Annotated in this window: 20 protein-coding genes; 11 read left to right on the top strand and 9 right to left on the bottom strand. The window is 66.7% G+C overall.

Features of this window, described 5'->3' with window-relative positions; all coding sequences use genetic code 11:
- Positions 1-89: 89 nt before the first annotated feature.
- From ileS to dut, 5 genes are all read left to right on the top strand, one after another.
- Positions 90-2,981 carry an isoleucine--tRNA ligase gene (ileS, locus tag AC1Z3O_RS02120; protein WP_483513134.1) on the top strand — a complete coding sequence of 964 codons (2,892 nt, stop codon included), beginning with the start codon at positions 90-92 and terminating at the stop codon, positions 2,979-2,981.
- Positions 2,981-3,508 (top strand): signal peptidase II, encoded by a 528-nt coding sequence (gene lspA / locus AC1Z3O_RS02115; protein WP_483513132.1) that lies wholly within the window; start codon positions 2,981-2,983, stop codon positions 3,506-3,508. The genes ileS and lspA overlap by 1 nt, the downstream gene beginning before the upstream one ends.
- A 136-nt stretch (positions 3,509-3,644) precedes the next feature.
- On the top strand, positions 3,645-4,841 hold the full coding sequence (gene coaBC, locus AC1Z3O_RS02110) for a bifunctional phosphopantothenoylcysteine decarboxylase/phosphopantothenate--cysteine ligase CoaBC (protein WP_483513130.1): 1,197 nt from the start codon (positions 3,645-3,647) through the stop codon (positions 4,839-4,841).
- 6 nt (positions 4,842-4,847) lie between these two features.
- Positions 4,848-5,879, top strand: coding sequence for an LLM class flavin-dependent oxidoreductase (locus tag AC1Z3O_RS02105; RefSeq protein WP_483513128.1), 1,032 nt, complete (start codon positions 4,848-4,850; stop codon positions 5,877-5,879).
- A gap of 167 nt (positions 5,880-6,046) precedes the next feature.
- Positions 6,047-6,547: a dUTP diphosphatase gene (dut, locus tag AC1Z3O_RS02100; RefSeq protein ID WP_483513126.1), complete on the top strand. Its 501-nt coding sequence runs from the start codon at positions 6,047-6,049 to the stop codon at positions 6,545-6,547.
- A 69-nt stretch (positions 6,548-6,616) separates the two neighbouring features.
- Here dut and AC1Z3O_RS02095 read toward each other — a convergent pair whose 3' ends face one another.
- The 4 genes from AC1Z3O_RS02095 to clpS form a co-directional block, all read right to left on the bottom strand.
- Entirely contained in the window at positions 6,617-7,468 is an 852-nt protein-coding gene (locus AC1Z3O_RS02095) for a VOC family protein (RefSeq protein WP_483513124.1), read from the bottom strand.
- A gap of 28 nt (positions 7,469-7,496) precedes the next feature.
- Positions 7,497-8,516, bottom strand: a complete 1,020-nt coding sequence (locus tag AC1Z3O_RS02090; protein ID WP_483513122.1) for a Bug family tripartite tricarboxylate transporter substrate binding protein — start codon at positions 8,514-8,516, stop codon at positions 7,497-7,499.
- A 147-nt stretch (positions 8,517-8,663) separates the two neighbouring features.
- Positions 8,664-10,961 carry an ATP-dependent Clp protease ATP-binding subunit ClpA gene (gene clpA / locus AC1Z3O_RS02085; RefSeq protein WP_483513120.1) on the bottom strand — a complete coding sequence of 766 codons (2,298 nt, stop codon included), beginning with the start codon at positions 10,959-10,961 and terminating at the stop codon, positions 8,664-8,666.
- Positions 10,958-11,284 (bottom strand): ATP-dependent Clp protease adapter ClpS, encoded by a 327-nt coding sequence (clpS, locus tag AC1Z3O_RS02080; protein ID WP_483513119.1) that lies wholly within the window; start codon positions 11,282-11,284, stop codon positions 10,958-10,960. The genes clpA and clpS overlap by 4 nt, the downstream gene beginning before the upstream one ends.
- Positions 11,285-11,755: 471 nt before the next feature.
- Between clpS and AC1Z3O_RS02075 the strand changes: the two genes are divergently transcribed.
- Complete coding sequence (locus AC1Z3O_RS02075) at positions 11,756-11,962, top strand: cold-shock protein (RefSeq protein ID WP_483513117.1); 207 nt, start codon at positions 11,756-11,758, stop codon at positions 11,960-11,962.
- A gap of 343 nt (positions 11,963-12,305) precedes the next feature.
- On the top strand, positions 12,306-12,443 hold the full coding sequence (locus tag AC1Z3O_RS02070; RefSeq protein ID WP_483513115.1) for a hypothetical protein: 138 nt from the start codon (positions 12,306-12,308) through the stop codon (positions 12,441-12,443).
- Positions 12,444-12,572: 129 nt separating this feature from the next.
- Here the strand turns inward: AC1Z3O_RS02070 and icd are convergent, their stop codons facing one another.
- On the bottom strand, positions 12,573-13,823 hold the full coding sequence (gene icd, locus AC1Z3O_RS02065; RefSeq protein WP_483513113.1) for an NADP-dependent isocitrate dehydrogenase: 1,251 nt from the start codon (positions 13,821-13,823) through the stop codon (positions 12,573-12,575).
- A gap of 257 nt (positions 13,824-14,080) precedes the next feature.
- On the opposite strand from icd, the gene AC1Z3O_RS02060 reads away from it, so the two are divergent.
- From AC1Z3O_RS02060 to AC1Z3O_RS02050, 3 genes are all read left to right on the top strand, one after another.
- A complete protein-coding gene (locus AC1Z3O_RS02060) occupies positions 14,081-14,707 on the top strand; it encodes a pseudouridine synthase (protein ID WP_483513112.1) in 627 nt (208 codons plus the stop codon).
- A 125-nt stretch (positions 14,708-14,832) separates the two neighbouring features.
- On the top strand, positions 14,833-15,060 hold the full coding sequence (locus AC1Z3O_RS02055; protein ID WP_483513110.1) for a hypothetical protein: 228 nt from the start codon (positions 14,833-14,835) through the stop codon (positions 15,058-15,060).
- Between the two features lie 171 nt (positions 15,061-15,231).
- Positions 15,232-15,714 carry a DUF192 domain-containing protein gene (locus tag AC1Z3O_RS02050; protein WP_483513109.1) on the top strand — a complete coding sequence of 161 codons (483 nt, stop codon included), beginning with the start codon at positions 15,232-15,234 and terminating at the stop codon, positions 15,712-15,714.
- 54 nt (positions 15,715-15,768) lie between these two features.
- Here AC1Z3O_RS02050 and AC1Z3O_RS02045 read toward each other — a convergent pair whose 3' ends face one another.
- Positions 15,769-16,254, bottom strand: a complete 486-nt coding sequence (locus AC1Z3O_RS02045) for a YajQ family cyclic di-GMP-binding protein (protein ID WP_483513107.1) — start codon at positions 16,252-16,254, stop codon at positions 15,769-15,771.
- A 134-nt stretch (positions 16,255-16,388) separates the two neighbouring features.
- Here AC1Z3O_RS02045 and murB point away from each other — a divergent pair, with 134 nt between their 5' ends.
- Positions 16,389-17,399, top strand: coding sequence for a UDP-N-acetylmuramate dehydrogenase (gene murB / locus AC1Z3O_RS02040; RefSeq protein ID WP_483513106.1), 1,011 nt, complete (start codon positions 16,389-16,391; stop codon positions 17,397-17,399).
- A gap of 89 nt (positions 17,400-17,488) precedes the next feature.
- Here murB and AC1Z3O_RS02035 read toward each other — a convergent pair whose 3' ends face one another.
- The 3 genes from AC1Z3O_RS02035 to argF form a co-directional block, all read right to left on the bottom strand.
- The gene (locus tag AC1Z3O_RS02035; RefSeq protein ID WP_483513104.1) at positions 17,489-18,529 is read right to left on the bottom strand and encodes a patatin-like phospholipase family protein; all 1,041 of its coding nucleotides are present in this window, start codon (positions 18,527-18,529) and stop codon (positions 17,489-17,491) included.
- A gap of 85 nt (positions 18,530-18,614) precedes the next feature.
- Positions 18,615-18,926: a pyrimidine/purine nucleoside phosphorylase gene (ppnP, locus tag AC1Z3O_RS02030; protein WP_483513103.1), complete on the bottom strand. Its 312-nt coding sequence runs from the start codon at positions 18,924-18,926 to the stop codon at positions 18,615-18,617.
- A 123-nt stretch (positions 18,927-19,049) separates the two neighbouring features.
- Positions 19,050-19,973: an ornithine carbamoyltransferase gene (argF, locus tag AC1Z3O_RS02025; protein WP_483513101.1), complete on the bottom strand. Its 924-nt coding sequence runs from the start codon at positions 19,971-19,973 to the stop codon at positions 19,050-19,052.
- Between the last annotated feature and the right edge of the window lie 53 nt (positions 19,974-20,026).

The raw sequence follows: 20,026 nt of genomic DNA, 5'->3' as shown, positions 1-20,026 counted from the left end.
ATCGCCCGCACGCCGCCCCTACTGCCTTATCCGCGCCGGCCCGGGCCGTCAGCCCGCCGCGCGCCAGACGAATTGCCCCGAGAATCGACATGTCCGACGACAAACGCGCCAAGCCCGAGAAAAGCAAGTACCCGGTCAACCTGCTCGACACCGCCTTCCCGATGCGCGGCGACCTGCCCAAGCGGGAACCGCAGTGGGTCAAGCAATGGCAGGAGAAGCAGATCTACCGGAAGATCCGCGAAGCGCGCCAGGGCGCGAAGAAGTTCATCCTGCACGACGGCCCGCCGTACGCCAACGGCGACATCCACATCGGCCACGCCGTCAACAAGATCCTCAAGGACATGATCGTCAAGGCGCGCGGCCTGTCCGGCCTGGACGCGGTTTACGTGCCCGGCTGGGACTGCCACGGCATGCCGATCGAGATCCAGATCGAAAAGCAGTATGGCAAGGGGCTGCCGGTGCAGGAGGTGCAGGCCAAGGCGCGCGCCTACGCGACCGAGCAGATCGCCCGCCAGAAGGTGGACTTCGAGCGCCTGGGCGTGCTGGGCGACTGGAACAACCCCTACCTGACCATGAACTTCCACAACGAGGCCGACGAACTGCGCGCCCTCGGCAAGATCATGGAGAAGGGCTATGTGTACCGCGGCCTGAAGCCGGTGAACTGGTGCTTCGACTGCGGCTCGGCGCTGGCCGAGGCCGAGGTCGAGTACAAGGACAAGACCGACCTGTCGATCGACGTGGGCTTCCCCTTCGCCGAGACCGACAAGCTCGCCCACGCCTTCAAGGTGCCGGCCGACCAGCTCGCCGCCCGCCCCGGCTGGATCGTGATCTGGACCACCACGCCGTGGACCATCCCGTCCAACCAGGCGCTGAACGTGCACCCCGAGGTGGAATACGCGCTGGTCGATACGCCGCGCGGCTGGCTGATCCTGGCCACCGAGAGAGTCGAGGAACAGCTCAAGATCTACGAACTGGAAGGCAAGGTCGTCGCCACCGCGCGCGGCGCGGCGCTGTCGGAGATCCGCTTCCACCATCCGCTGGCCAAGATGGATGCCGGCTATGACCGCCTGTCGCCGATCTACCTGGGCGACTACGTCACCACCGACACCGGCTCGGGCATCGTGCATTCGGCGCCCGCCTACGGCGTGGAAGACTTCCAGTCGTGCAAGGCCCACGGCATGCGCGACCAGGACATCATCAGCCCCGTGATGGGCGACGGCGTCTACGCCAGCTGGCTGCCGCTGTTCGGCGGCGAGAAGATCTGGGACGCCAACCCCAAGATCGTCGTGGCGCTGAAGGCCTCGGGCAACCTCTTCAACTCGCACAACTACCCGCACAGCTATATGCACTGCTGGCGGCACAAGACCCCGATCATCTACCGCGCCACCTCGCAGTGGTTCGCCGGCATGGATGTCGATCCGGTCGACGGCGACGGCAATGGCAGCCCCACGCTGCGCGAGACGGCGCTGGCCGGCATCGAGGCGACTGCCTTCTATCCGGCCTGGGGCAAGCAGCGCCTGCACAATATGATCGCCAACCGGCCTGACTGGACGCTGTCGCGCCAGCGCCAGTGGGGCGTGCCGATGGCCTTCTTCGTGCACAAGGAAACCGGCGCGCTGCACCCCCGCACGCCTGAGCTGCTGGAAGCGGTGGCCAAGCGCGTGGAGCAGCAGGGCATCGAGGCCTGGCAGACGCTGGACCCGAAGGAGCTGCTGGGCGACGAGGCCGACCAGTACGAAAAGAACCGCGACACCCTGGACGTCTGGTTCGACTCGGGCACCACGCACTGGACCGTGATCCGCGGCTCGCACCGCGAAGAACTGTACGATGCGTCGGCCGACACGGCGGAAGGCCGCCTGGCCGACCTCTACCTGGAAGGCTCGGACCAGCACCGCGGCTGGTTCCACTCCTCGCTGCTGACCGCCTCCATGCTGTACGGCAAGCCGCCCTACAAGGCGCTGCTGACGCACGGCTTCACCGTCGACGGCGAAGGCCGCAAGATGTCGAAGTCTGTCGGCAACACGGTGTCGCCGCAGGACATCTCCAACAAGATGGGCGCCGAGATCATCCGCCTGTGGGTGGCCTCGACCGACTACTCGGGCGAGCTGTCGATCTCCGACGAGATCCTCAAGCGCGTGGTGGAAGGCTACCGCCGCATCCGCAATACGCTGCGCTTCCTGCTGGCCAACCTGACCGACTACGACCATGCGCAGCACGCGCTGCCGCCGTCGGAGTGGCTGGAGATCGACCGCTATGCCGTGGCGCTGACCGCGCAGCTGCAGAAGGAAGTGCTGTCCCACTACGACGTCTACGAATTCCACCCGGTGGTGGCCAAGCTGCAGACCTTCTGCTCGGAGGACCTGGGCGGCTTCTACCTCGACGTGCTGAAGGACCGCCTCTACACCACGGCGCCGGACTCGCGCGCGCGCCGCGCCGCGCAGAACGCGCTGTACCACATCACCCAGGCCATGCTGCACTGGATGGCGCCCTTCCTGTCGTTCACGGCGGAAGAGGCGTGGCAGGTCTTCCGCCACGGCACCAGCCACGGCGAGACCATCTTCACCAGCACCTACTATGCGGCGCCGGCCATCGACCAGGCCGACGACCTGCTGCAGAAGTGGCACGAGATCCGTACCGTGCGCGCCGAGGTGACCAAGCAGCTCGAGGCGGTGCGCGTCGAAGGCGGCATCGGCTCTTCGCTGCAGGCGGAAGTCTCGATCAGCGCCGGCGGCCCGACTCTAGCCGCGCTGCAGAGCCTGGACGATGACCTGCGCTTCGTGCTGCTGACCTCGGCCGCCACCGTGTCGCCCGCCCCCGAAAGCGGCGACCTGCTGGTCACGGTGACGCCGTCTACCCACGCCAAGTGCGAGCGCTGCTGGCACTACCGCGAAGACGTCGGCCAGGATCCCGCCCATCCCACGCTGTGCGGCCGTTGCGTAAGCAACCTGTTCGGCGCGGGCGAGCACCGGAGCCACGCCTGATGGCCGCCGCGGGCACGCGCGCGGCGCGTTCGAGCAAGCGCCCGAGCAAGGCGGCCGGCACCACGCCCTGGCTGTGGATGGCCTTCGCCCTGCTGGTCGTGATGGCCGACCAGTTCCTGAAGGTCGTGATCGTGCGCAGCTTTGCCTATGGCGAATCGCGCGCGGTGACGGGCTTCTTCAACCTGGTGCTGGTCTATAACAAGGGGGCCGCCTTCAGCTTCCTGGCTGACGCGGGTGGCTGGCAGCGCTGGTTCTTCACCGGGCTCGGCGTCGTCGTGGGCCTGTTCATCATCTGGCTGCTGTACCGGCATACCGGGCAGCGCATGTTCTGCCTGGCGATATCGCTGATCCTCGGCGGCGCCGTGGGCAATGTGGTGGACCGCATCATCTACGGCCACGTGGTCGACTTCCTCGACTTCTATGTCGGCCGCTACCACTGGCCGGCCTTCAACCTGGCCGACTGCGCCATCACGATCGGCGCGGCACTGCTGATCATCGACGAGCTGCGGCGCGTACGCCGCCACTGAGTGCGCTGGCGCCCCGGCACTGCCGGGGCGGCCCGAGACCTGTCCCGGCGGCGCTGGCGGCGAGCCGGTATGATGCGGTGTGCCCCTGGCGCACCAACGGGCGCACCAACGCATCCCCTTTTCCGAGAGCCCATCCATGGATCTGCACGGCAAGCACATCGTCCTCGGCCTGACCGGCGGCATCGCCTGCTACAAGTCCGCCGAGCTGGTCCGCCTGCTCACCAAGGCCGGGGCCACCGTGCAAGTGGCCATGACCGAGGCGGCGACGCACTTCATCACCCCCGTCACCATGCAGGCGCTGTCGGGACGCACGGTGTTCCTGTCGCAATGGGACGACCGCGTGGGCAACAATATGGCCCACATCGACCTGTCGCGCGAAGCCGACGCCATCGTTATCGCGCCCGCCTCCACCGACTTCCTGGCGCGCCTGGCCAATGGCCTGTGCGATGACCTGCTCAGCACGCTGTGCATCGCGCGCGACTGCCCGCTGCTGGTGGCGCCGGCGATGAACCGGCAGATGTGGGCGGCGCCGGCCACCCAGCGCAACGTCGCCCAGCTTCGCGCGGACGGCGTCACCGTGCTCGGCCCGGCCAGCGGCGACCAGGCCTGCGGCGAGGTCGGCGACGGCCGCATGCTGGAACCCGAAGAACTGCTTGAAGACATCATCGCCTTCTTCCAGCCCAAGCTGCTGGCCGGCCGGCGCATGCTGCTCACCGCCGGCCCCACCTTCGAGGCGATCGACCCGGTGCGCGGCATCACCAACCGCTCCTCGGGCAAGATGGGCTTCGCCATCGCGCGCGCGGCGCGCGAGGCCGGCGCCGAGGTGCACCTGGTGGCCGGCCCGACCGGGCTGCCGACGCCTCGCGGCGTGACGCGCTCCGACGTGCAGAGCGCGCAGCAGATGCACGACGCGGTGCTGGCGCAGCTGCATGGCACCGACGTCTTCGTCGCGGTGGCCGCGGTGGCGGACTGGCGCCCCGCGCAGGTGGCCGCGCAGAAGCTGAAGAAGGCCAACGACACCGACACGCCGACGCTGCAGTTCGTGCAGAACCCTGACATCCTGGCCACCGTGGCCGCGCGGCCGGACGCGCCCTACTGCGTCGGCTTCGCCGCGGAGAGCGAGAACCTGGAGACCTACGGCGAGCAGAAGCGCCAGCGCAAGCGCGTGCCGCTGCTGATCGGCAATATCGGCCACCATACCTTCGGCCTGGACGACAACGAGATCGTGCTGTTCGATGCGCGCGGCATGACGCGGCTGCCGCGCGCGGACAAGCTGACGCTGGCGCGCCTGCTGGTGGCTGCCATCGCCGAGCGCCTGCCCGGCCGCGCCTGACCTGCCATGACCGACGCCACCTCCCGCCCCGCCATGCGGCTGTCCGTGCTGGACCAGAGCCCGGTCATCGCCGGGCATAGCGCGCGCGACGCGCTGGCCGCCACCATCGAACTGGCCCAGGCCGCCGACGAGCTCGGCTACACACGCTACTGGTGCGCCGAGCACCATGGCCTGCAGGGCGTGTGCAACCCGGCGCCCGAAGTGCTGCTGGCCCGGCTGGGCAGCGTCACGCGGCGCATCCGCCTGGGCTCGGGCGGCGTCATGCTGCCCTACTACAGCCCCTTCAAGGTGGCGGAGCAGTTCCGCATGCTGGAAGCGCTCTTTCCCGGCCGCATCGACCTCGGCGTGGGACGCGCGCCGGGCGGCGACATGCGCACCGCGCAGGCGGTGGCGATGGGTGACTACAACCGCGGCGCGCAGTTCGCCGAACAGGTGCGCGACCTGTGCTGCCTGCTGTCCGGCCAGGTGCCGCCCGACCACCTGGCCGAAGGCGTGCTGCTGCAGCCGCAGATCGACACGCGGCCCGAGATCTGGGTGCTTGGTTCGAGCGACTACGGCGGCGCACTGGCCGCGAAGCTGGGCGTGCGCTTCGCCTTCGCCCACTTCATCAATGCGCACGGCGGCGACGCGGTGGCGCGCCACTACCGCGACAATTTCACGCCAGGCTACGCGCCGCAGCCCTACAGCGCGGCGGCGGTCTTCGTCATCTGTGCCGACACCGAGGCGGAGGCCGCCGCGCTGGAACGCGCGGTCGACCTGCGCCGCCTGCAGATGGCCTATGGCCTCAACGCGCCCATCCCCTCGCTGGCGCAGGCGGCTGCCCACGAGCCCACGGAGCGCGACCGGCTGATCATCGCCCGCGAGCGCCCGCGCACCATCTGCGGCACCCCGGACCAGGTCTGCGAGCGCATGCTCGCGCTGCGCGAGCAGTTCGCGGCCGACGAACTGGTGGTCCTGAGCGTGGCCGCCAGCTACGCCGCGCGGCTGCGCACCTACGAGCTGCTGGCCCAGGCCTTCTCGCTGCAGGCCGGCGCCTGAGCCCGCTGCCGGAGGCCGGCAGGCCCCCGGGCCAGCCTGAGCCGCCGGCAACGCGCCGACGCTCGGCTATCATCACGGCTCGCCGGCGCCGCAGACGCACCGGCACCGGCACCGCTTCCGGCCTTCTCTCATTGGATTTCCGCTTTTCGTCACACCGACTTCCCGCCATGACCCCTGAACTGAACCCGTCCGTCGAAATCAAGGTGCTGGACGCACGCCTGCATGAATGGGGCCTGCCGGCCTACCAGAGCGAGATGGCCGCCGCCATCGACCTGCACGCCTGCCTGGATGCGCCGCTGGCGATCGAGCCCGGCACCCCGGCCCAGCTGGTGCCGGCCGGCTTCGCCGTGCACATGGGCAACCCCTACATGGCCGCCACCATCGTCCCGCGCTCGGGACTGGGCCACAAGAAGGGCCTGGTGCTGGGCAACTCCATCGGCGTGATCGATGCCGACTACCAGGGCCAGATCATGGTCAGCGTGTGGAACCGCAATGCACCCGGTACCGAGCCGATCGTGATCCAGCCGGGCGAGCGCATCGCGCAGATGATGTTCGTGCCGGTGCTGCGCCCGGTCTTCGCTACAGTCGAGGCATTCTCGGCCGACAGCGAGCGCGGCAGCGGCGGCTTCGGCTCGACCGGCGTGCACCACAAGGGGGCAGCGGCCTGATTGTCGACGGGGCCAGCCGTTGCGCGGCCCCGGCCCCCGCCCCCGCTTCCCGGCCTTGCCGGGACGGTCTCAGCTGGCCTGCTCGAACAGCAGCGCCACGCCGCCGGCCTGGCTGGCCGGCACCAGTGTCTCGCGCGGCCCCAGTTCGGCCGTCTGCACGCCGGCCTCGCGCCAATGGGCACGGGCCGCGTCCAGGTCGGTGGTACGCAGCCGGATCGCCGCATAGCCCGGCACGCGCCGCTGCACATGCACAGTGCCGGTGGCCGAGGCCAGCGCCTGCGGCGTGCTGATCACCAGCGTGGCGCCAGCGACGGCCAGGCTGCAGACATGCTCGCTCAGCTGGGTCAGTTCCGCTCCGGTCAGTTCCGCATAGGCGCGCCCGGCAGCCTCGACCAGGGCGGGCGCCACCACCAGGAACATGGTGGCGATGGCGTACGCGCCATTGGCATGCATGGTCCATTCCGGCCGCCAAAGCAGCTCGGGCGTGCGATGCTCGCAGACGAAGTAGCGTGCGCCGGGCGCATCATCGATGGCCATGAGGCGGAATGTGGCCTGCCGCTCGCTGCCGTCATCCAGCCGCACCGGACGCGAAAACTCGATCGGGTCGGAGGTATACCAGCCTTCGGCGCGCAGCGCCGCGGCCGTGCCGAAAGCGTCCCCGCTCTTGCACGAGACGGCGGCGCAACCCCCACCGCCCGCCTGGACGTCCCAGTAGTAGCGCCGGCTCGGAATGGGCTCGGTCACATGCAACAGTTCGAGATAGTCGGCATCCAGCATGGCGCAGTGATTCTGCGAGCCAAGCGTGTGGTAGCCGCGCGGCGTGAGCGTAAAGCCCAGCCTGCGCCAGTTCAGGGCCGCCGCGTCGAGGTCGGGGCAGACCACGACCGCATGATCGAAGGGTTCCGCGTTGCTCGTTGCCATGTCGATACCGTCTCCTCGCCCTGTCTGCTCAGTCGAACCGGATATTGGCCTTGCGGGCCACGGCCAGCCATTTGTCGTGCTCGTGCCGCACCAGGCGCTCGAGCTCGGCGGGACTGCCGGCCACGATCTCGAAGCCCTGGTGGCCCAGCGCTTCGACGGCGCGCGGCTGCCGCAGCGCACCGGTCAGCGCGGCATAGAGCCGCGCCACCATGGACTGTGACATGCCGGCCGGGCCGAACACGCCGATCCACGAGTAGGCCTCGAAGCCACGGAAGCCCTGCTCGGCAACCGTGGGCACCTGCGGCAATTCGCGCAGGCGGGTGCTGCCCGTCACGCCCAGCACCTTGATGGTCTTCGCCGCGATATGGGCCTGCACTGCAGCATAGCTGCTGAAACAGAGATTGACCTCATCGGCGAGCACCGCCTGCACAGCCGGCCCGGCTCCTTTGTAAGGCACGTGCAGGAAATGCACCCCCGCCTCCGTGGCCAGGGCCTCGGCCGCCAGCTGGTTCAGGCTGCCGACGCCCGACGAAGCATAGCGCACGCTCCCCGGCTCCTCGCGCGCGTGTGCCACCAGTTCCCGCACATTGGCGGCGGGCAACGAAGGATGCGCGGCGATCACGAAGGGAAAACGCACCAACTGCGAGATCGGGGTGAAATCCTCGAAGGTATCGTAGGGCAGTCGCTTGTAGGCGAAGGGATTGATGGCGTGGGTATCGAAGGCCATCAGTAGCGTGTTGCCGTCCGGCTTGGCGCGTGCCACCAGGTTCGACGCGACCAGACCGCCGGCGCCGGGCTTGTTGTCGATCGCCACGGTCTGCCCAAGCGCGCCCTTCAGCCCCGGCTGCAACTGGCGGGCCACGATGTCGACGCTGCCGCCCGGCGGGAAGGGCAATACGATCGTGATCGGCCTGCCATTGCCTGCCGCGGCATTGACGGAGTCCGGCGCGGAACGCGCCGGGGACGGCAGCAGGGAAAACGGCATCGCACCCAGCGGCAGCGATTTGAGCAGCAGGCGGCGCGCCTGCTGGCGTTCGTGACTGGACATCGGTTACTCGTGCGAGGTGCTGGCGGCGGCGCCGGCACGAAAAAGTTGGGGCGGCATTGCTGCCGCCCCATATTTTGACCGAGGATACCACGATTTGCGGGGCATTGGCGCTGAATGCCGCACTTTTGGTGCCCCGCCCGCAAACGCTCAGGCTTCTGCCTTCTGTTCGCTCTCCGGCGCCTCGGGCGGCTCCACGTCCGCCTCGGCGAAGTCCAGCTTGATGTGGTCTTCCTCGTCGAGGTCCACCATCACCTTGCCACCCGACACCAGCTTGCCGAACAGCAGTTCGTCGGCCAGCGCCTTGCGGATCATGTCCTGGATCAGGCGCTGCATCGGACGGGCGCCCATCAGCGGGTCGAAGCCCTTCTTGGCCAGGAACTTGCGCAGCCGCTCGCTGAAGGTCGCTTCCACCTTCTTCTCATGCAACTGCTCCTCGAGCTGCATCAGGAACTTGTCCACCACGCGCAGGATGATCTCCTCGTCCAGCGCGCGGAAGCTGATCATGGCGTCCAGGCGGTTGCGGAACTCGGGCGTGAACATGCGCTTGATGTCGGCCATCTCGTCGCCCGTCTCGCGGGTGTTCGTGAAGCCGATGGTCGCGCGGTTCATCGTCTCGGCGCCCGCATTGGTCGTCATGATGATGATCACGTTGCGGAAGTCCGCGCGCCGGCCGTTGTTGTCGGTCAGCGAGCCGTGGTCCATCACCTGCAGCAGGATGTTGAAGATGTCCGGATGCGCCTTCTCGATCTCGTCCATCAGCAGCACGCAGTGCGGCTTCTTGGTGACGGCCTCGGTCAGCAGGCCGCCCTGGTCGAAGCCGACGTAGCCCGGAGGCGCGCCGATCAGCCGGCTCACCGCATGGCGTTCCATGTATTCGGACATGTCGAAGCGGATCAGCTCGATGCCCATGATGAAGGCGAGCTGCTTGGCCACCTCGGTCTTGCCCACGCCGGTCGGGCCGGAGAACAGGAATGAGCCGATCGGCTTGTCGGTCTTGCCCAGGCCCGCGCGCGACATCTTGATGGCCGAGGCCAGCGCCTCGATGGCCGGGTCCTGCCCGAACACCACCGACTTCAGGTCGCGGTCCAGGGTCTGCAGCTTGCTGCGGTCGTCCTGGTTGACGCTCTGGGGCGGGATGCGCGCGATGCGCGAGACGATGTCCTCGATCTCGCTCTTGCCGATGGTCTTCTTCTGCTTGGACTTGGGCAGGATGCGCTGGGCAGCGCCCGCCTCGTCGATCACGTCGATGGCCTTGTCCGGCAGGTGGCGGTCGGTGATGAAGCGCGCCGACAGCTCGGCCGCGGCGGTCAGCGCCGCAGCGGCGTACTTGACGCCGTGGTGTTCCTCGAAGCGCGACTTCAGCCCGCGCAGAATCTGCACGGTCTGGTCGATCGAGGGTTCGACCACGTCGATCTTCTGGAAGCGCCGCGACAGCGCCGCGTCCTTCTCGAAGATGCCGCGGTATTCAGTGAAGGTGGTCGCGCCGATGCACTTGAGCTGGCCCGAGGACAGCGCCGGCTTGAGCAGGTTGCTCGCATCCAGCGTGCCGCCGGAGGCAGCGCCCGCGCCGATCAGCGTGTGGATCTCGTCGATGAAGAGGATCGCGTTGGGATTGTCCTTGAGCGACTTCAGCACGCCCTTCAGGCGCTGCTCGAAATCGCCGCGGTACTTGGTGCCGGCCAGCAGCGCGCCCATGTCCAGCGAGTAGACGACCGCGCGCTCGAGGATGTCGGGCACCTCGTTCTTGGTGATGCGCCAGGCCAGGCCCTCGGCGATGGCGGTCTTGCCGACGCCGGCCTCGCCGACCAGCAGCGGGTTGTTCTTGCGCCGGCGGCACAGCACCTGCACCACCCGCTCGACCTCGGCCTCGCGGCCGATCAGCGGATCGATCTTGCCGGCCTTGGCCAGCGCGTTCAGGTTCTGGGTGTACTGCTCGAGCGGGCTTTCCTTGCCGTCGCCGCCCTCGCCCTCGGCGTTGCCCTCGCCCTGCTTGGCGGGCTCGGACTGGTCCTTGCGGATGCCGTGGCTGATGAAGTTGACCACATCCAGCCGGGTCACGCCCTGCTGCTGCAGGTAGTAGACCGCGTGGGAGTCCTTCTCGCCGAAGATGGCCACCAGCACATTGGCGCCGGTCACTTCCTTCTTGCCGTTGGAAGTGGACTGCACGTGCATGATGGCGCGCTGGATCACGCGCTGGAAGCCCAGCGTGGGCTGGGTGTCGACCTCGTCGGTGCCGGGCACCACGGGCGTGTTGTCAGCGATGAAGTTCTTCAGACTGGTGCGCAGGTCCTCGATATTGGCCGCGCAGGCGCGCAAGACTTCGGCCGCGGTGGGGTTGTCAAGCAACGCCAGCAGCAGATGCTCCACGGTGATGAACTCGTGGCGTGCCTGCCTGGCCTCGACAAAGGCCATATGCAGGCTGACTTCCAATTCTTGCGCAATCATGCTTCCTCCATCACACACTGCAGCGGGTGACCCGCCTGCCGTGCGTGCGTTGACACCAGCTCGACCTTCGTCGCTGCGATATCCCTGGTATAGATACCGCAGACGCCCTTACCTTCCCGATGCACCGTGAGCATGATCTGCGTCGCCGTTTCTCGGTCCCTGCTGAAATACTGTTGCAGGATCATGACGACGAACTCCATCGGAGTGTAGTCGTCATTCAGAAGCACCACCTTGTACATGGCGGGCGGTTTGAGCGCCTGCTCTTTCCGTTCCAGTACAGTGTCCGCTTCGCGTTGTGGGACATTCGCCAGCCTCGTAGCCATGGCTTTATTCTAACCCTTACTCACAACTCTGCAATTTGGGGAGATGCGACCGGATTCAAGAGGCCGTCGCCCTGAAAGGCAGCGCCGCACACATTCGCACCCAAGACCGTCCGCCACGCTGCCGCCACGTCCGGCACGCGCGGCGCGCGGCCGTCCCATTCCTGCGACATCCAGCCAGAAGTGGGGATTCTGCCAGCTTGACAGCCCTACACTTTGCCCGAAAAATCAAAAGTGCATCCTAGTCTGGTTACGCGAGCCAAAATATCAGGCCGGACCTGGGTGCTTGGTGGGCAGGGAGGCCCACTGACCCCGATCTCGGGAACGACCATCACGCCTTCATGCAAGGTCCGAGCTGTCGTCGCCGGCAAGCCCGTTGCGGGCCGTCGCGCGGCCCGGCCGGGCGACGGGCGCTGTCCGGCCGGTCTGCAGGCTTCCCCGCTTAATAATTCGTTTCTTTGTTGGGGGGAGTTTATGGCAAGCGGTATCGTCAAATGGTTCAACGACGCCAAGGGCTTCGGGTTCATCAAGCCTGACGATGGTGAAGAAGAGCTGTTTGCGCATTTCTCGGCGATCCAGATGAACGGTTTCAAGACCTTGAAGGAAGGCCAGCGCGTCTCCTTCGAAGTCGTGCAAGGCCCTAAGGGCAAGCAAGCCACCAACATCCAGGACGCGACCTGAGCGCGCCGGACCGCACCCGCCGATAGAGCGAGAGGCGGTCCAACGGGGATGCGGGAGGGTTCTGGGAACGGGAAATGCCGGGAGGCGAGCAGCCGTCCCCAGCCGTTTCACGCGGCTGGTGGCGGATGCCCGCCTCCTGGTCAGAATCGGCTGTTCGTTGCCGCATCCGGCAAGAAAGCCCGGCCCGCGTGGCCGGCTTTTTCTTTGGCATGACGCAACGCTGCACCCCGCGCTGCACCCCGATGTCCGCCCGGACAGTCGGCCGCGCTACCATCGCGCAAGGAATGCGCCAGCCGGCGCCGCCCCAGGGGAGCCCACCCACAACCGCAAGCGAGGATCCGCGATGCCCAGGCGCCTGCCCATTCTGATCCTGTTGGCCTCGGCAGCGCTGCTGCTGGCCGGCTGCGGCATGTTCGGCTGCGCCAGCGCCAGCAGCAATGGCGGCTTCTTCGCGGGATGCGGGGCCGGGGTCCGGTTCTGATTCCGAACCGCGGACTGCAAGCCGCACAGCCCGGGCACACCGCCGCCAGAAAAAAGGCCCCGGCGGCGCGCAGCGTCCCCGGGGCCTTGTCGCACGCGCCGGAGATGGCCGGCGCGCCGCGGGTCGCGATTACATATTGTCGATCAACACCTGGCCGAAGCCCGAGCACGACACCTGGGTCGCGCCTTCCAGCAGACGGGCAAAGTCGTAGGTGACCTTCTTCGACAGGATGGACTTCTCCATCGAGGCGATGATCAGGTCGGCCGCCTCGGTCCAGCCCATGTGGCGCAGCATCATTTCGGCCGACAGGATTTCCGAACCCGGGTTCACGTAGTCCTTGCCCGCATACTTGGGCGCAGTGCCGTGCGTGGCTTCGAACATGGCCACCGAGTCCGACAGGTTGGCGCCGGGGGCGATGCCGATGCCGCCGACCTGCGCGGCCAGCGCGTCGGAGATGTAGTCGCCGTTCAGGTTCAGCGTGGCGATCACAGAATACTCAGCCGGGCGCAGCAGGATCTGCTGCAGGAAGGCGTCGGCGATGGTGTCCTTGATGACGATGTCACGGCCGGTCTTCGGGTTCTTGAACTTGCACCACGGGCCGCCGTCGACCAGCTCGGCGCCGAACTCCGTCTGGGCCAGCTCATAGCCCCAGTCGCGGAAGCCACCCTCGGTGAACTTCATGATGTTGCCCTTGTGCACCAGCGTGACCGACGGCTTGTCGTTGTCGATGGCGTACTGGATGGCCTTGCGCACCAGGCGCTGGGTGCCTTGCTTGGACACAGGCTTGATGCCGATGCCCGAGGTTTCCGGGAAGCGGATCTTCTTGACGCCCATCTCGTTCTGCAGGAAGGCGATGATCTTCCTGGCCTGCTCGCTCTCGGCTTCCCACTCGATGCCGGCGTAGATATCTTCCGAGTTCTCGCGGAAGATCACCATGTCGGTCTTCTCGGGCTCACGCACCGGCGAGGGCACGCCCTTGAAGTAGCGCACCGGACGCAGGCAGACGTAGAGGTCGAGCTGTTGGCGCAGCGCCACGTTCAGCGAGCGGATGCCGCCACCGACCGGTGTGGTCAGCGGTCCCTTGATCGACACCACATAGTCCTTGAGCACCTGCAGGGTCTCGTCGGGCAGCCACACATCGGGGCCATAGACCTTGGTCGACTTCTCGCCGGCGTAGATCTCCATCCAGGAGATCTTGCGCTTGCCGGCGTAGGCCTTGGCCACGGCGGCGTCGACCACCTTGAGCATCACCGGCGTGATGTCGAGGCCCGTGCCGTCACCTTCGATGAACGGGATGATGGGGTTATCCGGAACGTTCAGCGAAAAGTCCTTGTTGACCGTGATCTTTTCGCCGGCCGGAACCTTGATGTGTTGGTACATGACGTCTCCAGTACGGAACGAGGGTTGCAACGGCCGCCGCCAGGTTCGTGACCGGACGGCGAGATTGGGGGCACAGCGGGGGATTGTAGCGGGCACGCCTGTCTTGCATTCGCGGCATCGCGCAATCCCGGTCCTGAAGTCTTATATAAGACATAAGACCAATTTTATATTATGCAGCAAAATCCCATCAACCGCCATCGCCGCCGGCCATCCGCGCGGGTGTGCCGCGCGCCGCGCCTGCGGCATACTTCGGCCCCATGACCCTGCTCGCTCTCAATAAGCCATTCAACACCATGAGCCAGTTCTCGCCGCATCCGACGCGGCCGACGCTGGCCGACTGCGTGGCGGTACCCGGCGTCTACCCTGCAGGCCGGCTCGACGCCGACAGCGAAGGATTGCTGCTGCTGACCGATGACGGTCCCTTGCAGGCCCGCATCGCGGACCCGCACCACAAGCTGGTAAAGACCTATCTTGCGCAAGTCGAAGGGATACCGGACGAGGCAGCGCTGCGCGCCCTGCGCGAGGGGATCGACCTGGGCGATTTCCGTACGCTGCCGGCGCAGGCCAGGCTAGTGGATGAACCGCCGACGCTATGGCCGCGCACGCCGCCCATCCGCTTCCGCGCGGCGATTCCCACCACCTGGGTGGAGCTGCGTATCCGCGAAGGCAAGAACCGCCAGGTCCGGCGCATGACGGCCGCGGTCGGCCATCCGACGCTGCGCCTGGTGCGCACGGCAATCGGACGCCTCGACCTGCTCACGCTGGGCCTGAATCCCGGCGAATGGAGGGAAATTGCACCGGCCCTGCTCGGCCTGCCTGACGCCGCCTCCGGCGCGCCGCGGCGCCCTGCATCAAAAGAAAAACAAAATCGTTACAAACGCTAACAAATGGCGGCAAACTTTGCCGCGAGATCGCGTCAACCGATCCTTCACGGCCCCCGTTGTTGATCGTGACACGTCAAATAACGGGTCATTACTTCCGACTGCGTTCAAATTTCGAGGGAATCGCAATGAACAAACTGATCGCTGCTGCTCTGGTTACCGGCCTGTTCGCCACCGGCGCATTCGCCCAAGCCTCGGCCCCGGCTGCTGCTGAAGCTGCTCCCGCCGCCAAGGCAGAAGCGAAGCCGGCTGCCAAGAAGAACCACAACCACAAGAAGCACCACGCCAAGAAGGCCGCTTCCAAGGCAGAAGCTGCACCCGCCGCTGCTGCTCCGGCAGAAGGCGCTTCGAAGTAAGACTTCGGAAGTCGCCGCCTCCGCCCTGGCGGATGGCGCAAAGGCAGGTCGTCCCGCAAGGGCGTCCTGCCTTTTTTTATGGCCTTGCGGCGCGGCACCCTTGCCCGCGTCCGGGTTATCCTTGCGCCTGCTCCATTCCGTTCACCCTAACGCCGATCCCACGCCCACGCCATGCCCATCGCGCCCAAGACCCTGCTCAAACTTGCCGCCGCTGCTACCACCGCGCTCGCCTTCGCGCAGGGCGCGGCCGCGCAGGCGCAGCCGCAGCCGCAGACCGGCCTGCCGGTGGTACAGCTCAACGCCGGCATGTACGCCATCCATGCCGAGGTGGCGGCCACCCCCGACACGCGCGAGACCGGCCTGATGTTCCGCAAGACCATGCCGGCCAGCAACGGCATGCTGTTCGTCTTCGATGAGAAGGCGGGACACTGCTTCTGGATGAAGAACACCGACCTGCCGCTGTCGATCGCCTTCCTGGCCGATGACGGCACCATCGTCAACATCGAGGACATGGCCCCGCAGACCGAGAACAACCATTGCCCGCGGGCGGCGGTGCGCTATGCGCTGGAAATGAACAAGGGCTGGTTCGCGCAGAAGGGAATCAAGGCCGGCACGCGTATCGGCGGGCTGCAGTCGCTGCAGCAGGCGCGCTGACGCCGGCAAGCGCGGCGGGCGCCGTCGCCCCGCCGCGCGGACTGGCGGTGAGGGTCAGTCGCGGAAGTTGTTGAAATCCAGCGGCGCCTCGGAAACATCCTTGCGCAGCATGGCGATCACGCCCTGCAGATCGTCGCGCTTGGCGCCCGACACCCGCACGGCGTCGCCCTGGATGCTGGCCTGCACCTTGATCTTGCTGTCCTTGATCATGCGCACGATCTTCTTGGCGAGGTCGCCGGTCACGCCCTTCTTGATGGTGATGACCTGCTTGACCTTGTCGCCGCCGATCTTGTCGACCTTGCCGTAGTCGAGGAAGCGCACATCCACGTTGCGCTTGGCCATCTTGTTGATCAGCACGTCCTTGACCTGGCCCAGCTTGAAGTCGTCGTCGGCGAAGGCGGTCAGTTCGCCCTCTTTCTGCTCGACGCGCGCATCGGATCCCTTGAAGTCGAAGCGCGTCGAGACCTCCTTGTTGGTCTGCTCGACCGCATTCTTCACCTCGACCATGTTCGCTTCGCACACTACGTCAAACGACGGCATTTCTTTCTCCTGATAAACACTTGCCGCGGAATCGCCGGGCCTCGCGCCGGCGCTTCCGTATAATCCTGCCATCCCCGCAGTCCAGGCCGGCCCCGTTTCCCGGTGCCACCGCGGCCGCATCACCCAGACCTCGCATGGCAGAGCTCCTCGAATTTTATCCCCTGCGCCAGCACAATACATTCGGATTCGACGCCAGCGCGCGCTTTGCCGCCCGCGTGCGCAGCGAAGACGACCTGCAGGCCGCCCTGGCGGACCCGAGAGTCCAAGGGCTGCCGGTGGTCGTGCTGGGCGGCGGCAGCAATGTGGTGCTGACGCACGACCTGGCGGCGCTGGTGCTGCTGATGGAGATTCCAGGCTTCACCGCGCGGCAGGCCGACGATGCCTGGCTGGTCACGACCGGCGCCGGCGAAAACTGGCACGCCCTGGTCTGCCGCACCATCGCCGAAGGCATGCCGGGACTGGAAAACCTGGCGCTGATCCCCGGCACCGCCGGCGCCGCGCCCATCCAGAACATCGGTGCCTATGGCGTCGAGCTGCGCGAGCGGTTCGCCGCGGTGCGCGCCTACGACCGGGAGACCGGCGCCTTCGTCAGCCTCGATGCCGCGCAGTGCGCGTTCGCCTATCGCGACAGCCTGTTCAAGCACGGCGGCCACGGCCGCTACATCATCACGGCAGTCACGCTGCGCCTGCCGCGTCCCTGGCAGCCCGTGCTCGCCTACGCGGAACTCGCGCGCGAGCTGCAGGACAAGGCATCGCCTTGCGCCGCGGAGATCCGTGACGCGGTGGTGGCCATCCGCACCCGCAAGCTGCCTGATCCGGCCCAGATCGGCAACGCGGGCAGCTTCTTCAAGAATCCGGTGGTCAGCGCCGCGCAATGCGAGGCGCTGCTGGTGGATTTTCCCGGCCTGGCGCATTACGCGCAGGCGGACGGCAGCGTCAAGCTGGCCGCCGGCTGGCTGATCGACCAGTGCGGCTTCAAGGGGCTGCGCGACGGCCCCGTGGGCGTCTACGGCAAGCAGGCCCTGGTACTGGTGCACCATGGCGGCGGCAGCGGCCGGCAACTGTTGGACCTGGCTACGCGCATCGCCGACGCCGTCCAGGCACGCTTCGGGGTGCGCATCGAGCCGGAACCGGTGGTGCTCTGAGCGCCCGCGGCGCTGTCCGCGCGGGGCTAGTGTCCTGTTCCGCCAAATTCCTAGTCGCGAAATCGCCTAGTGATTTGAAGATCAGGACACTAGAAGGGCTGGTCGCCCAGGAACTCGCGGCGGATGTCCACCGAGCCGCGCTTGCCCACATCCTTGAAATGCGCGGCGAGCCAGGCCTGAGCGGCAGCACGGCCGCGCTCCTTCAGCATGACGAGGAAGTTCCAGTGCGTGACCAGCTTGGTCGATGAGGACAGGTCGGCGAGCGCCTGGTCGGCACGGATCGAATGCAGCAGGATGTATTTAAGCCGGCTGCGATACTCCGGCTTGAGCCAGTCTTCCTCCAGCAGTTTCTGCACGAAGGCGATGGCGCGGAATTCACGCAGCAGCGAGGCGTTGAAGGTGATCTCGTTGAGCCGCTCCATCACTTCCTGCGGCTGCCTGGGCACGTCGTCGCGCTGGATCGGGTTGATGTGGACGATCAGGATGTCGCGCGTCTCGGTCTCATAGAAGAGCGGGAACAGCGCGGGGTTGCCCATGTAGCCACCATCCCAGTAGTGGTGCCCGTCGATTTCGACGGCCGGGTACAGATAGGGCAGGCAGGCGGACGCGAGCAGCGCCTCGAGCGTGATCTGGTGCTTCTGGAACACGCGCACATTGCCGCTGTTGACGTCGGTGGCGGCCACGAAGAGCTTGGTCCCGGCGCAGCAGCGCAGGCGCTCGAAGTCGACGTGGGTCGAGAGCAGGTCGCGCAGCGGATTGAACTTGCCGCCGTTGGCCGAGGCGCTCCACCAGCCGGACCACATCTTCATCCATTCCTGCAGCGGCCAGCCGCCGTGATGGTTGCCCGACAGCCAGTCGGCTGTCTGCTGGCCGAGCGTGGAAAACGGCGAGCCCGTGCGCGAGACGCCGTACCAGAAGGCATGCAGCTTCTCCCGCGCGCGGTCGCGCCCGCCTTCGGCCATGCCGTCCACTACCAGCACGGCGTTCATCGAACCGGCACTGGTGCCGCTGATGCCGTCGAAATCCAGCCGGCCGTCTTCCAGCAGGGCATCGAGCACACCCCAGCCGAAGGCGCCGTGCGAGCCTCCGCCCTGCAGGGCGAGGTTGATCGGCTTATGACCTTGCGTCATGGCGCTTCCTCCCGCAGACCTGGCGGCCTGCGCAGCGGTCCCTTGCGGACAGCCGCGCCGCCCGCCGCGGGACCGGCAGCGCAGGTCAGCCGTAGTGACAGACGTAGTCCAGCGTTTCCAGCACTTCGATGTCGAAGTTGCTGTTGCCCGGCACGCTGAACTGCTGGCCGGCGCCATAGGTCTGCCATTCGTCCGAGCCCGCCAGGCGGATGCGGCAGCTGCCGCCGTTGATCTCCATGATCTCGGGCGCCGCGGTGCCGAAGTTCAGCTTGGCCGGGAAGATCACGCCGAGCGTCTTGCGGGTGCCGTCTGCAAACAACACGGTGTGGCTGACGCACTTGCCGTCGAAATACAGGTTGGCCTTCTTGACGACGGAAACGTTGTCGAACTGGGACATGCAAACACTCCTTGCTGCTGGCCGATCGCCGGCGCCTGCCGGTCCCTGGCCTGGTTTTCGAATCCTAGCGTGAAAAGAGGGGCCAAGCGGCCCCTCCTGCATGATCATCCTGCCCGCACTGCGTCAATAGCGGCCGCAGAGCAGATATTCCATCAGCGCCTTCTGCACGTGCAGGCGGTTCTCCGCCTCTTCCCAGACGACGCTCTTGGGGCCGTCGATCACCGCAGCCTCCACCTCCTCGCCGCGATGGGCAGGCAGGCAGTGCATGAACAGCGCATCCGCATTGGCGCGGTCCATCATCTCGGTGGTGACCATCCATTGCTGGAAGGCGCGCTTGCGGGTCTCGTTCTCGGCTTCGAAGCCCATGCTGGTCCAGACATCGGTGGTCACGAGGTCTGCGCCCTGGCAGGCCGCCAGCGGATCGTCGAACACCTTGAGATGGGGCGCGGCCGAAGCCGGCACCATCGCCGGATCGAGCTGGTAGCCCGGCGGTGCGGAGAAATGGAACTGGAAGCCCAGCCGCTCGGCCGCCTGGATCCAGGTATAGGCCATGTTGTTGGCATCGCCGATCCAGGTCACGGTCTTGCCGCGGATGGCGCCGCGCTGCTCGATGTAGGTGAACACATCGGCCAGCACCTGGCAGGGGTGGTACTCGTTGGTCAGGCCATTGATGACCGGCACGCGCGAGTGGGCGGCGAAACGGTCAATGATGTCCTGGCCGAAGGTGCGGATCATGATGATGTCCACCATGCGGGAGATCACCTGTGCCGCATCCTCGATCGGCTCGCCACGGCCGAGCTGCGAATCGCGCGTGTTCAGGAACACGGCGTGGCCGCCCAGCTGATGGATGCCGGCTTCGAAAGACAGCCGCGTGCGCGTGGAATTCTTCTCGAAGATCATGGCCAGCGTGCGGTCGTGCAGCGGGTGCCATGTTTCGTAGTTCTTGAACTTCGCCTTGAGGATCCGCGCGCGGTCCAGCAGGTACTCGTACTCTTCGTGAGTCAGGTCGCTGAACTGGAGGTAATGCTTGATCGGGGTTGGGCTCATAAAACAAAGAAGGCGGCTCGGTGGGGACTCGCCGCCACCGCCGACGGGGGTGG

Source organism: Cupriavidus sp. 09_S30 (genome assembly GCF_056930435.1).
Note: the sequence above shows the minus strand (reverse complement) of the source record. Positions and strands in the feature narration are given on the sequence as shown.

Coding starts and splice junctions, on each gene's coding strand:
- icd (WP_483513113.1), bottom strand. CDS start 13,823: ATGTACCAACACATCAAGGTTCCGGCCGGCGAAAAGATCACGGTCAAC.
- AC1Z3O_RS02055 (WP_483513110.1), top strand. CDS start 14,833: ATGAACAAACTGATCGCTGCTGCTCTGGTTACCGGCCTGTTCGCCACC.
- AC1Z3O_RS02045 (WP_483513107.1), bottom strand. CDS start 16,254: ATGCCGTCGTTTGACGTAGTGTGCGAAGCGAACATGGTCGAGGTGAAG.
- argF (WP_483513101.1), bottom strand. CDS start 19,973: ATGAGCCCAACCCCGATCAAGCATTACCTCCAGTTCAGCGACCTGACT.
- ileS (WP_483513134.1), top strand. CDS start 90: ATGTCCGACGACAAACGCGCCAAGCCCGAGAAAAGCAAGTACCCGGTC.
- dut (WP_483513126.1), top strand. CDS start 6,047: ATGACCCCTGAACTGAACCCGTCCGTCGAAATCAAGGTGCTGGACGCA.
- clpA (WP_483513120.1), bottom strand. CDS start 10,961: ATGATTGCGCAAGAATTGGAAGTCAGCCTGCATATGGCCTTTGTCGAG.
- AC1Z3O_RS02095 (WP_483513124.1), bottom strand. CDS start 7,468: ATGGCAACGAGCAACGCGGAACCCTTCGATCATGCGGTCGTGGTCTGC.
- ppnP (WP_483513103.1), bottom strand. CDS start 18,926: ATGTCCCAGTTCGACAACGTTTCCGTCGTCAAGAAGGCCAACCTGTAT.
- lspA (WP_483513132.1), top strand. CDS start 2,981: ATGGCCGCCGCGGGCACGCGCGCGGCGCGTTCGAGCAAGCGCCCGAGC.
- coaBC (WP_483513130.1), top strand. CDS start 3,645: ATGGATCTGCACGGCAAGCACATCGTCCTCGGCCTGACCGGCGGCATC.
- AC1Z3O_RS02035 (WP_483513104.1), bottom strand. CDS start 18,529: ATGACGCAAGGTCATAAGCCGATCAACCTCGCCCTGCAGGGCGGAGGC.
- AC1Z3O_RS02090 (WP_483513122.1), bottom strand. CDS start 8,516: ATGTCCAGTCACGAACGCCAGCAGGCGCGCCGCCTGCTGCTCAAATCG.
- AC1Z3O_RS02070 (WP_483513115.1), top strand. CDS start 12,306: ATGCCCAGGCGCCTGCCCATTCTGATCCTGTTGGCCTCGGCAGCGCTG.
- AC1Z3O_RS02050 (WP_483513109.1), top strand. CDS start 15,232: ATGCCCATCGCGCCCAAGACCCTGCTCAAACTTGCCGCCGCTGCTACC.
- AC1Z3O_RS02075 (WP_483513117.1), top strand. CDS start 11,756: ATGGCAAGCGGTATCGTCAAATGGTTCAACGACGCCAAGGGCTTCGGG.
- AC1Z3O_RS02060 (WP_483513112.1), top strand. CDS start 14,081: ATGACCCTGCTCGCTCTCAATAAGCCATTCAACACCATGAGCCAGTTC.
- AC1Z3O_RS02105 (WP_483513128.1), top strand. CDS start 4,848: ATGACCGACGCCACCTCCCGCCCCGCCATGCGGCTGTCCGTGCTGGAC.
- clpS (WP_483513119.1), bottom strand. CDS start 11,284: ATGGCTACGAGGCTGGCGAATGTCCCACAACGCGAAGCGGACACTGTA.
- murB (WP_483513106.1), top strand. CDS start 16,389: ATGGCAGAGCTCCTCGAATTTTATCCCCTGCGCCAGCACAATACATTC.